We start from the raw sequence: 15,030 nt of genomic DNA, 5'->3' as shown, positions 1-15,030 counted from the left end.
TTTAATGAGGAATATTAACAGTTTCCAAGCCTTTTACCTCTACCTTATTGTCTTCAACCAGAATACTGATAGGCGTTTCTGAAAGGTTTTCAATAGATATATGTTCCTGATAAACTGCTACTTTCAGAATATTCTGTCTGAACCCAACTCTAAATGAAAAACTTTGCCATTGTTCGGGTAAAAGCGGGCTGAACGAAAGCATATTGTTGCTGACACGCATACCACCAAAGCCTTTTACTACCGACATCCAAGTACCTGCCATTGAGGTAATGTGTAAACCATCTTCGGTATCGTTGTTATAATCGTCGAGGTCAAGTCGTGACGTACGCACATACATTTCATAAGCCTTTTCTTTCTTGCCAAGTTTAGCCGCCTGAATTACATGTACACAAGGTGACAACGAAGACTCATGCACCGTCATTGGCTCATAAAAATCAAAGTTTCTTCGAAGCTCTTCAAGTGTAAAGTCTTCTTCAAAAAAGTATAAGCCTTGCAAAACATCGGCTTGTTTAATAAAGCAGGAACGAAGAATTCTATCCCACGACCATTTCTGATTAATAGGCCGATGTTCTGTAATATCGTTAACTGTTAATAATTCTTTGTCAAGAAATCCATCCTGTTGTAAAAATACCTGACGTTCAGAGTCATACGGGAAGTGCATATTCTTGATGATATTTTTCCAGCGCGATAGCTCTCCAATTTCATCAAAGCTGGTAATCTGAAAAATATCAGCCAGTTTTGTTGGATTGGGTCTTACCTTTTCGATGGCTTCAAGTGTGTATTTTAAACACCATACTGCCAGATAATTTGTATACCAGTTATTATTGACGTTGTTTTCGTACTCGTTTGGCCCTGTAACACCTAGCATTACATATTTTTGTAGTGATGAAGACCAGTTAACGCGTTGCGCCCAGAAACGGGCAATGCCAATTAGCACTTCAAGCCCATATTCACTCAGATAGCCTTCGTCGCCTGTGTACCTGATATAATCAAAGATAGCATAGGCAATAGCCCCGTTTCTATGGATTTCTTCAAAGGTGATTTCCCATTCGTTATGGCATTCTTCACCGTTCATTGTTACCATCGGGTAAAGAGCGGCACCGTTAGTAAAGCCTAGTTTCTGAGCATTTTCAATAGCTTTTTTCAGGTGCTTATAACGGTAAACCAACAAATTTCGTGCAACTTTCTGCTCAGAAGTAGAAAGATAAAAAGGCAAGCAGTAAGCCTCGGTATCCCAGTAGGTAGAACCACCGTATTTTTCGCCGGTGAAGCCTTTAGGGCCTATGTTCAGGCGCGCGTCTTGGCCTGTATATGTTTGTTGTAAATGGAAAATATTGAACCTGATACCCTGTTGGGCTGCAATGTCGCCATTGATTTGAATATCATTACCTTCCCATTTGGTTTTCCATGCGTCTTTTTGTTCTGCAAGCATTAGGTCGAACCCTTTGGCTGAAATCCTTTCCAGATATTTTTTAGCTTCGCTTAAAAGATTTTCAGGAGTATAGTTCTCGGACGATAAGTTAACCGCATATTTATAAATAACAGTTTCTTCTTGCTCTTTCAGATGAACTCTGACTTCGTTGGCTACATACTTGTCTTTTTTGATAGGCAATGTTTGCCAGTCAACCTGTTCGCCTTTTTGATAACACTCAAATTTCATACCTGTACAAACCTGAAAGGTTGGCACTGACTCCCACTGCGACTTCCGTGTTTCCATGATAAGGTAACCTTCGCCATGAGCCGTTTCTTTTAAAATTTCATTCCAGAATTTTTCGCCGTGGTTTGAGTCTTTATTAGAAATGTCTCCATCAAGAGAGATAATTACTTTTGCATGAGAAGAAAAATTCAGAGGACGAACGGAGTAACGAATCACACCCGATTCATCATCTTTAAGGCTACAAAAACGTAAACTATTAATTTGAAGTGTTTTGCCTGAAGGGAGTTTTGCCATGAACGAACGCTCAAGTGTACCCTCAAGCATATTTAGAACACGTCTGAACTCATGAACTTGGCAAGTGGCTAAATCTAGTTTTTCGCCCTCAATATCAAGGTCTATGCTTGTCCAGTTACAAGCGTTCAGCACTTTGGCAAAATAGTTCGGATAACCGTTTTTCCACCAGCCTACACGTGTTTTGTCAGGAAACCACACACCGGCAACATAATTACCTTGCAGTGTTTTACCAGAATAATGTTCTTCAAAATTACCACGGCCACCCATTCGGCCATTACCTAAACTCATTAAACTTTCGGTGATTTCATTATATTCAGGGTGAAACCCATCTTCAATGACACACCATTCATCATGGACAATATAATTTTTCATACAATTATATAAAGCGAAATATCTCGCCTGCTTTAAGGTTAAAGTACGTGTTTTACTGTTTTAATTCCAATAATTTTCTTTGTAAAGACTGTTGTTTATGCAAGCACAAGGTAGTGAACCAATACTATTTTACTGAAGTTCGGCGAGTAGATTTTTCAAATCAACGCCCGATAAATTTTCAAATACTAAATCGGCTTGGGTAAGTACCTGTTTGCTACCTATGCCAATGGCTTTCATGCCACCTCTTTTGGCTGCCTCAATACCAGCAACTGCATCTTCAAAAACAAGGCATTCGGTTGGTAAAACGCCTAATTCTTCGGCTCCTTTCAAAAAAACTTCGGGGTCTGGTTTACCCTTTGCTATTTTTGTGCCATCAATAATAGCATCAAAATCATTGAGCATACCAATGCGTTCGAGAATTAATCTGGCATTTTTGCTAACAGAACCCAGAGCGGTCTTGATAGATGTTTGTTTTAGCTGAGCAAAAAAATCACTCACGCCGGGTAGTATATCAGCAGGAGTCATTTTGCTGACTAGTTTCAGGTAATTTTCGTTTTTTTCGGTCGCAAGTATCTGCTTTTGTTCGTCGGTAAGTTCAACTTTGCCTTCTGCCAGAATAATATCTAACGATTCCATTCGGCTTACTCCTTTCAAACGCTCGTTAAATTCTTCCGAAATATCGAACCCAAGCCCATTGGCCATTTGTCTCCATGCCTGATAATGGTAAATAGCTGTATCAACAATAACTCCGTCTAAATCAAATAAAAATGCTTTTATCATTGTTTTTCTTTGGTTGTTTCATGTAAAATGCCACATAAAACTATGTGGCATAGTAATTCAAATATTTATTTTAATAACAAAATACGTAGCTTCAAGAAATTCATAATTACCGCAGCGTGAAAAAAATTACTGACCAATTTCAAGAATAAAGGAAGTCATAGGCGGCACCTTTATGATTGAAATATCATTTAACACTTCTCCGGTCATGATATTTTTAGCTGACTTTGATTTTTTTAGTATTTCGGCAAATATATCTGTTTTTACGTCTTTTTCTGTATTATTGGTGTTACTTATAACCATTACCCGTTGGTTATCGGTATACCTGAAATATACATAAATGCCATCAAAAGGTAAAAACTGCATCATTTTTCCTTTGGTAATTGCCTCAGAGCTTTTGCGGTAATTTAACAGTTTTTTATTCCAGTCAAATGCTTCGTTTTCTTTAGCGTTTCGGCCACTGGCTAAAAATTTATTTTCTTTGTCTTCTTTCCAGCCACCCGGAAAATCCTTTCTTACCTCGGCATCAGTTGGGTTCTTGAAATTCTTCATTAGTATTTCAGTGCCATAATACATTTGAGGAATCCCACGGATAGTATACAGCCATGTGAGCCCCATTTTGTATTTATTAAAGTCTTCACCTATTACTGAAAAGAATCTGTCACTGTCGTGGTTTTCTACAAATGGTACTAATCTTTCAGGATTCTGATAAACTAGGTCTTGCGCTAAAGTCTGGTATAAACGATTTACGCCCTCGTTCCATCCGAATTTTTCATTTAAAGCAGTATTGATAGCTGATTGAACCTGAAAATCGCAACTTGAGGGAAGGTTACACTTAAACGGAATATTAAAATTATTTTTGGTAAAATAGGCCTGACTTACAACGGTTCCCACGGCAGACTCCCCAAATAATAACATAGCAGGGTGTTCGTCCAGAATAGCTTTGTTGCATTTATTCATAAACTCCATATCATTGTAGATATAAGTATCAATTCGCCAGGCATCAATATTAAAATATTCGATAGTCCACAAAGCATGCTGTATCAGATAATTAGCCAGTAACGGATTCTTCTGATTCAAGTCAGGGAGGAAAGGCACAAACCAGCCATTAGCCGTCACTTTTTTGTCATGTACAGACCCATGTATGTCAAATAAGGGTTGGTCTTTATAAGAAGTATTAGTGTAGGTGTCCCATTGATTAAGCCAATCTTTTGAAGGCATATCTTTCAGAAACCAATGGTTAATACCTGCATGATTATAAACGGCATCCTGAACTATTTTAATGCCTTTTTCATGCGCGGCCTTTACCAGTTTCAGATAAGCCTCATTGCCGCCCAGACGTTTATCTACCTGATAGTGGTCAGTAAAACCATAGCCATGGTAAGCACTTCTCATTGAGCCACCTTCATTAGTTAGTGGCTGGTTGTTTTCAATTACCGGAGTCATCCAGAGGGCTGTAACACCTAACTCTTTGAAATAATCCAGATGATTCATAACACCCTGTAAATCTCCGCCATGACGCAACCACGGATTCTGCCTGTTAGAGCTGCTGTCAATCATGTCAGAAAACTTATCGTTCGATACATCTCCGTTCGAAAAGCGGTCGGGCATTAACAGATAAACCACATCGGCCTGTGTAAGCGGCTGGGGTTTTGCATATCTGCTTTTTAGTTCGTAGCTGATTTTTGTTGCAAGGTTGCCAGTGCCTAAAGTAAATTCAAGATTGCCAGCTTTAGCTGCTGAGCCTATCTCTAAATCAACAAACAGATAATTAGGGTTTTCAACTGTTTGAATTTTCTTGATTTTTACACCCGCATAAGGTTTCAGACTTATTTTATGGTTAGCTATTTTGTTTCCATAAAGCAAGATTTGCAATGCTGGGTTTTTCATACCAACCCACCAGTTGGTAGGGTTGATTCTCTGAATATCGGGTTTCTGTCCAATAACTTCTATGCATAACAATAATTGTACAAAAACAAGAAGTGTCAGGCTCTTATGTATTTTCATGAGGTTAAAGTGGTTCGTTTAACAGGCAAAATAACACAAACAAAGTTTTTTTTCATAAAAAAATAGTCATTAGATTTGGAAAACACTTTAACCTTAAAAAAATGTACAAAAAAATATGCTTGGTTGTAATGCTTGCTTCTCATTGGGCCATAGCACAAACCCCTATAAAAATGACCAAAGAAAAAACTAAACTTACAAAACATGCCGATAAACTGGTAGTTTATCAGATTTACACAAGATTATTCGGGAATACAAAAACCACTAACAAATTTAATGGAACTATTGAAGAAAACGGCTGCGGGAAATTTAATGATATAAATGATTCAGCGTTAAAGGCACTTAAAAACTTTGGTGTTTCGCACGTTTGGTTTACAGGAGTGATTGAACACGCAACAATGACTGATTACTCAAAATATGGTATTCCGAAGGATAACCCGCTGGTAGTAAAAGGCATTGCGGGGTCGCCGTATGCGGTAAAAGACTATTATGATGTTGACCCCGACTTGGCTGTAAATGTGAAAAACCGTATGCAAGAGTTTGAAGCACTGGTTGAACGCACCCATAAAAATGGTTTGAAAGCCATTATTGATTTTGTTCCTAACCATGTTGCCAGAAATTACCATTCAGATGTAAGACCCACAGGCGTAAAAGACTTTGGTGAAGACGATGACAAAACAAAGAATTTTGCAGTAAATAATAACTTTTATTACGTTGTAGGGCAGGAGTTTAAAGTGCCTGATAATGTTCAGCCGCCTGTGAAAGTAACCGAACCTTATGTCGAGAATCCGGCTAAAGCAACCGGAAACGATGTGTTTATGGCAAATCCAAGTATAAACGACTGGTTTGAAACCGTGAAACTTAATTATGGGGTCGATTATCTGGAAAACCGAACTACTTATTTTGACCCTGTTCCGAATACATGGCTTAAAATGCGTGATATTCTGCTTTTCTGGGCATCGAAAGGGGTAGACGGTTTCCGATGCGATATGGCTGAGATGGTTCCGAAAGAGTTTTGGGGCTGGGTTATACCTGAAGTAAAAAAAGTGAATCCGGCAGTTATTTTCATAGCTGAAATTTATAGCCCTCCGGCATATAGGTCTTATATTTTTGAGGGTAAATTCGATTATCTGTATGATAAAGTGGGCTTATATGACGGCTTAAGAAGGCTAATGCAAGGTGGTGGAGATGCCAACGATATTACTCGTGTGTGGCAAAATGAATCAGGGGATTTCTCGAATCGTATGATTCGCTTTCTGGAAAACCACGATGAACACCGAATTTGTTCTAAATTTTTTGTGGGCGATGCCTTTAAAGCAGTGCCATCCATGATAGTAAGTGCTACCTTACATTCAGGGCCGGTAATGTTGTATTTCGGGCAGGAAGTAGGAGTGAACCCTAATGTGGCAGAAGGTTTTAGTGGAGACGATGGCCGTACAACTATTTTTGATTATTGGGGTGTGCCTGAATTTCAGAACTGGGTAAATAACCATAAATATGATGGAGCTAAACTTACCCCAGAGCAGAAAAAAATAAGGAAGTTCTATGCCGATTTACTAAAATTCGTCAATACGAGCGATGCCGTACAGACCGGGCATTTCTTCGATTTGCAGTATGTTAATAACAACGGCCAGTCGGTGGGTTATAACGATAAAAAAAATTATAGCTATTTAAGATTTACAGAAAATCAAAAATTGTTGTTTATTTGCAACTTTGACTTGGAAAATTCATATTCAACCGAAGTCAAAATTCCTCAGGGTGCATGGGATATGATGCAGCTAAGTGTTTCTGGCAAGCATCAGTTTAAGGGTGTGTTTGGTAATAAACTTACAGCATCAACCACTGACACAGAGCCTTTGAAAGTTGAAATCCCTAAAAATAGTGTCCTGATTTTTGAAATAAAATAGCAGCATAACCCTTTAACCTAAACAAACACCTGATGGCAACAAATGTCAATAAAGGCAAGCCACTACTTTCGTTCTGGCAAATCTGGAACATGAGTTTTGGATTTTTTGGTATTCAGTTCGGATTTGAATTACAAAACTCAAATGTTAGCCGGATTTTTGAAACACTTGGCGCAAACAAAGACGAAATTCCGTTGCTTTGGATAGCCGCTCCGGTAACAGGACTAATAGTGCAGCCTATTATTGGCTATTTAAGTGACCGTACGTGGCACCCTTTCTGGGGCCGACGCAGGCCTTTTTTCTTTGTAGGGGCAATTCTGGCTACTGTTGCTTTATTTGTAATGCCTAATTCGTCGGCTTTGTGGGTTGCCGGTGGTATGCTCTGGATTCTGGATGCTTCAATAAATATCTCGATGGAGCCATTCAGGGCTTTTGTAGGCGACAAACTCAACTCCCAACAAAGAACTACTGGTTTTGCGATGCAAAGTTTTTTTATTGGTGTAGGTTCGGTTATTGCAGCATTATTACCATGGATATTTACTAACTGGTTTCATTTCAGCAACACTGCATCGGCAGGTGAAATTCCTGATTCGGTTAAATATAGCTTTTATATAGGAGGTTTTGCATTTTTACTGGCGGTGTTATATACTGTTTTCACAACAGACGAGTTTCCACCTGAAAACATGGAGGAGTTCAGAAATGAGGTGAAAAATGCGAGTTTTCTTGATGGCTTCAAAGAAACATTTGTGGGTATTTTCAAAATGCCTAAAACAATGGCACAGTTGGCTTTTGTTCAGTTTTTTACATGGTTTGGCCTTTTTGCTATGTGGATTTACAGCACAAACGCTGTTACAAGTAATAAGTACAACATGAAAGTTGATAAAGCACTGGTTACCAAAATGGAAACTATGCTCCAAAGTAAATTACAGCTACCTACCTTAGAAGCAAAAGAGAGCAAGATTTTCAAATCATTGCAGGCAGATATTAACGAGATTAACGAGTACCGAGCCAACCAGAACCCCGTGGCAATTTCTATTAATCTGGCAAATTATTTTGAAGAAAATAAAGAAGGGCAACTGACAGCTACTGAACTGACTGAGCTAAAGAGAGTAAAACAAGAATATAATGATGGAGCCGACTGGCTGAATGTATGTTCGAGTGTGCGTAACGGCGTTGCGGCTTTGTTTGCATTTATTATTCCTCTCATAGCTTTGCGGACAAATCGTAAAATAACTCACATGATATGCCTACTGATAGGTGGTTTGGGCTTGATTTCTATTGCATTTGTCACAGACCCCAAACTCATTATTTTATCTATGAGCATGGTAGGTATTGCGTGGGCAAGTATTCTTTCAATGCCTTATGCCATTCTTTCAGGCGCGCTACCAGCCAATAAAATGGGCTATTATATGGGGGTATTTAACTTTTTTATTGTAATACCTCAGATTGTAGCAGCAACTATTCTTGGCTTTTTTACCATGAAAATATTTAATGCAAACACACTTTATACAATTGTTTTGGGTGGTGTTTCGATGATAATTGCAGGTTTACTGGCGTTAAGGGTTGAAGACAAAGATTGAGTTCTGCACGTATGTTTTACTCATAGCTTAAAATTGCCCTGATATGCTATGTATATAGGGCAATTTTTAACACCTGAATTAATAAAAAATGAATAATTATTCTTGAATTATGTCAATTTTTATTCTTTTGATACTCCTACCACACGAAAGAAATTTTAGTCTATACAATTATTAAAATGGTCTTATTCCACTACGGCTTTATCTTAAATGTATTTTCTTATTAGAAAATAGTCATAAATTGGATTGAAAACCGTTGAAAATGTTTAAAAACAGATATCTCTATATATTTCTTCATGTCATTATGTGGTTGGGCTATACCGCCCTTCCTGTACTTAATGCTTTTCAAAGAGATACCTCAAAGCCGCAGGTAAACCCCTACACAAACCCATATTATTGGGCTTATGTGTCTTTGTCATCTGTATTTTTGTTTTACTTACATTCAGAATACTTGTTCCCGAAAGTATATAAACAGAGACCAATCCGCTATTTTTTGTATCTGATATCAATTATATCGGCTCTTTTGGTAGGACGTTTCCTTGCAAGGGTTTACTTCGTTGGGAACGATATTAATCAAACATTGTTTTATGTAAACGGTTTTATACAGTATCTTTATATCTTTGGCATTAGTGCTTCGTACAGTTTCTTTACCGACTATCAGAAACAACAAAGTACAAAGCGTGATAACGAACATGAAAGGCTAAAATCTGAGCTTTCTTTTTTACGTTCACAGATTTCGCCTCATTTTATGTTCAATTTGCTGAACAGCCTTGTAGCATTGAACCGGAAAAAATCTGATTTGGTAGAACCTGTTTTACTTAAGATGTCGGATTTATTACGTTATATGCTTTATGAAAAAGATGATAAACAAATTACTCTCGACAACGAGATAAAGTATTTGCAAAATTACATTGATTTACAAAAACTAAGGTTTGGCGATTACGTTGATATAAACTTTAGTGTTAATACCACCGAATTCAGTAAAAATATTGAGCCAATGCTATTAATACCTTTCGTCGAGAATGCGTTTAAACATGGTGTTGGTATGATAGAGAAACCTATTATAAGGGTAGAATTGCAAACCATTTCGAACCAATTATTATTTAAAGTAACCAACAAGTTCAGCAATGATACGCAGGAAGTGAAAGATGGAGCCTCAGGCATTGGCCTGACAAACGTGAGGCGTAGGCTTGAATTACTTTACCCTGAACAACATTCTTTGAAAATAGAAGAAAAAAATAATTTCTATACTACTGAATTGAAATTGAATTTACGCCAGATTAACTAACTATTTTGCTGGAAGCTCTTTTTTATTTATATTCATTAATATTGCGGCCCTTTGCCCGTTTATATTTCATTAACAGTCGAAAATTCCAAAATTATGCGTTGTATAGCCATTGATGATGAACCTCTTGCATTAGACTTGCTGGAAGATAATATACGCCAAGTTCCTTACCTAGAACTAGTTGGGCGGTGCCGGAATGCCTTTGAGGCAATCCAATTGATTCAGAAAGAAAAGTCAGAATCACGCCAGATTGATTTATTGTTTCTTGATATTCAGATGCCGGGTATAACAGGAGTTCAGTTTTTAAAAAGCCTTGTAACAAATCCTATGGTTATTTTCATAACGGCTTATGAACAATATGCCCTCGAAGGCTTTGAACTGAATGTAATTGATTATTTATTAAAACCTGTTTCGTTTGAACGTTTCCTGAAAGCGTGTAATAGGGCTCATGAATTATATCAGTTAAAGAATGTGCCTCAGGTAGCACCTACTGTCAATCTGGAAGAACATTTTTTTGTAAATGCCGAGTATTCGCTCGTAAAAATACGATATAACGATATTTTGTATATAGAAGGCTTAAAAGACTACATTAAAATATATTTGTCAACTCAAAGCCGTCCTGTTATTACACGTATGACGATGAAAGGCATTGAGGAAAAACTTTCATCATTGCCATTTATGCGGGTACACAAATCATTTATTGTATCACTCAATAAAATTGAATCAATACGAAATCTCAAAATCAGTATAGGCGCGCATCAGATACCAGTAAGTGAGCAGTTCTCTGAGGAACTAATGCGTAGAATCGGAGGTAAATAAACGTCGCAAAAATCGGGTGTTTTGTCGAAAGTATTTTAAATAAGGTATAGTTATGCTTAATATTGTGCATCGAAATGCTAAGAAAACAACGTCTTATATAAAAACAATAAGGCAAAGCAGAATAAGTAAAACACCCTCTACGCAGTGTAGGAAAAGATTCACAAACAACAAGTGATTCGGAGGTTGAGGAAAAAGAAAAAATCAATGAGTATCAAAGGTAAGGGATAAGAAGAGAAAGGATTTGCCAGACCTAAAAACTAATTGATTAAACTGTGTAGAAGTATTAAAATAATGGAGTAAATATCTACTCATAAATAATAGGTTAGTACGTAAAACTCGCGAGCTTTGCTTGCGAGTTTTTTTGTTTCTATTTTGCATCAAAAATAAATAGCAATCAATACAAATGAATATCCGACAAATTTTCTTGCAAAATGTTGCACAAACCTCTGATTTTCCACTTGCACTTGAAATTGAACGCGCAGAAGGTGTGTATTTGTATGGAAAAAACAATGAAAAATATATCGACCTCATTGCAGGTATTGCCGTTAGTAATGTAGGGCATAGGCATCCGAATGTGGTAAATGCTATCAAAAATCAGGTAGATAAATATATGCACCTGATGGTTTATGGCGAGTATATACAACAGCCACAGGTAGCTTTAGCAAAGGCTATAGCTAACACCCTTGCTTCGTTTCAAACGCCCAAAGGACTTGTACTTGATAATGTTTACTTTACTAATTCTGGAACGGAAGCCGTTGAGGGTGCTATGAAACTGGCCAAACGTTTTACCAACCGTCACGAAATTATTGCGTGCCATAACTCCTATCATGGGTCAACTCAAGGTGCTTTATCGCTAGGTGAAGAGCATTTCAGAAGAAATTTCCGGCCTTTGCTACCTGCTATTTCAAAAATTGAACGCAATAAACTCACTGACTTAGAAAGGATTACTGCGCAAACCGCAGCAGTTTTTTTTGAACCCATAGGAGGGGAGTCAGGGGTGCGCCCAGCAGATACTGATTATTTAAAGGCACTTCGGGCAAGATGCAATGAGGTGGGTACATTATTGGTTTTTGATGAAGTACAATCAGGGTTTGGCAGAACAGGCAAATTCTGGGCTTTTGAGCATTATGGTGTAGTACCAGACATCTTGCTTTGTGCCAAAGGAATGGGGGGCGGAATGCCCATCGGAGCTTTTATTGCCCCTGCTGAAATAATGTCAGTTTTTAAAGAAAACCCTATTTTGGGGCATATTAGTACTTTTGGAGGCCACCCCGTAAGTTGTGCTGCTTCGTTGGCGACCCTCCAAACTATTTTTCAGGAAAACCTTCTTTCGCAGGTTGAGGCCAAAGCGCAACTTTTTAAAGACTTACTGGTGCATCCTGCAATTACAGAAATCAGAAATAAAGGATTAATGATAGCCGTCGAATTTAAAGATTTTAATACTTTAAAACCAATTATCGACAAGGCTATCAGTAAAGGTGTAATTACAGACTGGTTTCTGTATTGTGATAACTCCATGCGCATAGCTCCGCCGCTAGTTATTTCTGCTACCGAAATCAGGCAGGCTTGTAAAATTATACTTGAAAGTATTTAAAAATTTTCAAAGAATAAGTTGTTCAGATAATCAAGATACGGTTTTAAGATAAGACAACCATCAATTAATTTTTGTGGAAAATCTTCTGCCAATACCTCTTCGTCGCTGAATTTATGGTAAAAAAACATTTGTTTATACTTTAATAACTCAATGTCAGGATGATTACTGGCGTAGCCTTTTGGCATAAGTTTTACGCGTTCCCCCCAGATTTTATCATAGTAATGCCTGAAAGCAGTATTTTCAATGATGCCTTTCAGGTGGTCAGGATTATAATCTATTTCTTGTCTGAATGCAGCTAATTGGGAAGCAGTAGGCTCCCACATTCCGCCTCCAATAAAAGTCTCATCATTGGCTTGAAGTTGAAAATAAAAATCAATTCGGCCTGATTGACGGCCCCCTGGCCCAAAAGCTGCCGAGAAATATTTTTTATAAGGAGTTTTATCTTTTGAAAACCTGATGTCACGGTTAATTCTGAAAATACAATCTTTCACTTTTGTATTGTGCAGGTCATGCTGAAAAGCTGATAAACCTGTCAATATTTGCTGGCAAAACTTTTCGAATGCAGCTTTTGCTATGTCATAATCCTGCCTGTGTGCCTGAAACCATTCACGATTGTTGTTTTCTTCCAGATTTTTTAAAAATTGGAGCGTATGTTGAGTAAGCATTAGTAAATTATCTATTTTTGCTACAAATTACATTTTATTATCGAAATAATTTAAACTTTATGACAAGAATTCTGACAGGTATACAAGCCAGTGGCCGCCCACATCTGGGCAATATTTTAGGAGCTATTTTACCTGCAATTAAACTTTCACAAAAACCAGATACAGAATCGTTTCTGTTTATTGCAGACCTCCACTCAATGACAACCATCAAAGATGCACAAACATTGGTTGATAATACGCGTGCAGTGGCTTCTGCGTGGCTGGCTTGTGGATTCGATGCCGACAAAAACTTTTTTTATAGACAATCCCGACTGGCCGGTTATCATACCGAATTATTATGGTATTTAAGTTGCCAGACACCATATCCGATGCTTGCTAATGCTCATTCATTCAAAGATAAGTCAGACCGGCTGTCAGACGTGAATGCAGGTTTATTTACATATCCGGTGCTTCAAGCGGCTGATATAGTTCTCTACAAAGCTAATTTTGTGCCTGTGGGGAAAGATCAGAAACAGCATCTGGAAATGTCGAAAGACATAGCTGCGTCTTTTAACCGGACCTACGGAGAAGTGCTAGTGCTGCCCGAACCGCTGATTGACGAAAGCGTAATGGTGATTCCGGGTACTGATGGTACAAAAATGAGTAAGTCTTACAAAAACTATATTGATATTTTTCTGCCAGAAAAACCTTTGCAGAAAGTAATCAAATCTATTCTTTCAGATAGTACGCCACTTGAAGAACCTAAAAACCCCGATACTGACATTACTTTTAAATTATATTCATTAATTGCCGATGAAGCCGATATTGAAACCATGCGCCAGAATTATTTGCGTGGCGGGTATGGTTACGGGCATGCTAAACAGGCGTTGTTTGAACTAATCTGGAAAAAGTTTGAAAAAGAAAGAGAAATCTTCAACTACTACATGGAGAATACGGAGGCATTAGAGAAAAAACTGAGAGAAGGTGAAGAAAAGGTACGAGAAATTGCAAAGAAAACAATTGAAGAGGTAAGAATCGTTCTAGGCTTCAACTAATATGATTGACACTATCAAATACGCCGAATACGAGTGGTTTTTGTGGCTCAATAGCTTTCACTCGCCTACATTGGATGTAATTATGTACTGGGTAACACATCGTTTTACTTGGATACCCCTGTATCTATACCTTATTTATTACATTTTTGTAGTTATTAAAAAGAAACCGTGGCATAACCTCGTATTTGTACTTGTTTCAGTTGGGTTAGCCGACAGAATTACTTCTGGCCTCATGAAGCCCTACTTTCAGCGGTTCAGGCCCTGCCATGACCCTGCAATCGAAAACCTTGTTCATGTTGTAGGGGGGTGTGGCGGGCAGTATGGTTTTGCTTCGAGCCATGCTGCTAATAGTTTTGCATTGGCTATGGCTTTTGCTTTAATAGCCAATAAAGATAGCAACCTGAAATATTTTCTGTTTTTATGGGCAATTTTAGTTTCGTATAGTCGTATATATGTAGGAGTCCATTATCCGACCGACTTACTTACCGGAGCCGTTGTGGGCATACTTATTACATTACTTGTGTATTTCATAACTTTTAAATACATTAATTTCACTAACTTAAAAATGAGGAGTATCTCACAGTAAACATGAAAAAACTTTATTCATTTGTTATGTTGCTTATGATGGCCAAAGTTGCCTTAGCACAAGACATTACACAAGGCACGTGGTATAATCAGGAAAAAACTGCGAAAATTCAATTTTTTAAACAGGGAGACAAGTTTTTTGGTAAAGTTGTCTGGCTTAAAGAGCCAAATGAAAATGGGAAACCCCGAACCGACAAAGAAAACCCAGATGCTAAATTGAAAACCCGCCCTATACTAGGATTAGTAAATCTGAAAAATTTTGTTCAGGATGGGAAAGGCGCATGGGTAGATGGTGAAGTGTATGACCCAAAAAACGGGAAAACTTATTCTTGTAAAATGAGCCTTGTTAGTCCTGTTAAATTAGATATCAGAGGCTATATCGGTATCTCGTTAATAGGCCGAACCGAACATTTTACAAAGGCTGATTAATATAACTGACAATCGAAACGGTCATAAAAAAAAC

At 37.8% G+C, this 15,030-nt stretch carries 12 protein-coding genes; 8 read left to right on the top strand and 4 right to left on the bottom strand.

The features are described 5' to 3' along the window. Position 1: 1 nt before the first annotated feature. The 3 genes from WAA15_RS02510 to WAA15_RS02500 form a co-directional block, all read right to left on the bottom strand. A complete protein-coding gene (locus tag WAA15_RS02510) occupies positions 2–2,323 on the bottom strand; it encodes a family 65 glycosyl hydrolase domain-containing protein (protein ID WP_337040818.1) in 2,322 nt (773 codons plus the stop codon). Between the two features lie 129 nt (positions 2,324–2,452). Continuing rightward, a complete protein-coding gene (gene pgmB / locus WAA15_RS02505; protein ID WP_337040817.1) occupies positions 2,453–3,103 on the bottom strand; it encodes a beta-phosphoglucomutase in 651 nt (216 codons plus the stop codon). A 126-nt stretch (positions 3,104–3,229) separates the two neighbouring features. Further along, positions 3,230–5,107, bottom strand: coding sequence for a glycoside hydrolase family 13 protein (locus WAA15_RS02500; protein ID WP_337040816.1), 1,878 nt, complete (start codon positions 5,105–5,107; stop codon positions 3,230–3,232). 170 nt (positions 5,108–5,277) lie between these two features. Between WAA15_RS02500 and WAA15_RS02495 the strand changes: the two genes are divergently transcribed. The 5 genes from WAA15_RS02495 to WAA15_RS02475 all read left to right on the top strand — a co-directional run bounded on the left by WAA15_RS02495 (position 5,278) and on the right by WAA15_RS02475 (position 12,283). Continuing rightward, the gene (locus WAA15_RS02495; RefSeq protein WP_337041319.1) at positions 5,278–7,011 is read left to right on the top strand and encodes an alpha-amylase family protein; all 1,734 of its coding nucleotides are present in this window, start codon (positions 5,278–5,280) and stop codon (positions 7,009–7,011) included. Between the two features lie 32 nt (positions 7,012–7,043). Beyond that, positions 7,044–8,588, top strand: a complete 1,545-nt coding sequence (locus WAA15_RS02490; RefSeq protein WP_337040815.1) for an MFS transporter — start codon at positions 7,044–7,046, stop codon at positions 8,586–8,588. A 259-nt stretch (positions 8,589–8,847) separates the two neighbouring features. Continuing rightward, entirely contained in the window at positions 8,848–9,873 is a 1,026-nt protein-coding gene (locus WAA15_RS02485; protein ID WP_337040814.1) for a sensor histidine kinase, read from the top strand. A gap of 93 nt (positions 9,874–9,966) precedes the next feature. Then, on the top strand, positions 9,967–10,689 hold the full coding sequence (locus WAA15_RS02480) for a LytR/AlgR family response regulator transcription factor (protein WP_337040813.1): 723 nt from the start codon (positions 9,967–9,969) through the stop codon (positions 10,687–10,689). Between the two features lie 403 nt (positions 10,690–11,092). Beyond that, positions 11,093–12,283 carry an aspartate aminotransferase family protein gene (locus WAA15_RS02475; RefSeq protein ID WP_337040812.1) on the top strand — a complete coding sequence of 397 codons (1,191 nt, stop codon included), beginning with the start codon at positions 11,093–11,095 and terminating at the stop codon, positions 12,281–12,283. Here WAA15_RS02475 and WAA15_RS02470 read toward each other — a convergent pair. Beyond that, the gene (locus WAA15_RS02470; RefSeq protein ID WP_337040811.1) at positions 12,280–12,948 is read right to left on the bottom strand and encodes a DUF2461 domain-containing protein; all 669 of its coding nucleotides are present in this window, start codon (positions 12,946–12,948) and stop codon (positions 12,280–12,282) included. The two genes, WAA15_RS02475 and WAA15_RS02470, sit on opposite strands and share 4 nt — an antisense overlap. Before the next feature lie 59 nt (positions 12,949–13,007). Between WAA15_RS02470 and trpS the strand changes: the two genes are divergently transcribed. From trpS to WAA15_RS02455, 3 genes are read left to right on the top strand one after another with little or no spacing between them, the layout of a single operon-like run. After that, a complete protein-coding gene (gene trpS, locus WAA15_RS02465) occupies positions 13,008–13,982 on the top strand; it encodes a tryptophan--tRNA ligase (protein ID WP_337040810.1) in 975 nt (324 codons plus the stop codon). Position 13,983: 1 nt separating this feature from the next. Next, positions 13,984–14,568: a phosphatase PAP2 family protein gene (locus WAA15_RS02460; protein ID WP_337040809.1), complete on the top strand. Its 585-nt coding sequence runs from the start codon at positions 13,984–13,986 to the stop codon at positions 14,566–14,568. Between the two features lie 2 nt (positions 14,569–14,570). Further along, positions 14,571–14,996 carry a DUF2147 domain-containing protein gene (locus WAA15_RS02455; RefSeq protein ID WP_337040808.1) on the top strand — a complete coding sequence of 142 codons (426 nt, stop codon included), beginning with the start codon at positions 14,571–14,573 and terminating at the stop codon, positions 14,994–14,996. Positions 14,997–15,030: the final 34 nt, after the last annotated feature.

Source organism: Emticicia sp. 17c, assembly GCF_037153985.1.
Classification (GTDB): domain Bacteria; phylum Bacteroidota; class Bacteroidia; order Cytophagales; family Spirosomataceae; genus Emticicia.
The sequence above is the reverse complement of the archived record's forward strand: the minus strand, read 5'-3'. Positions and strand labels throughout refer to the sequence as shown.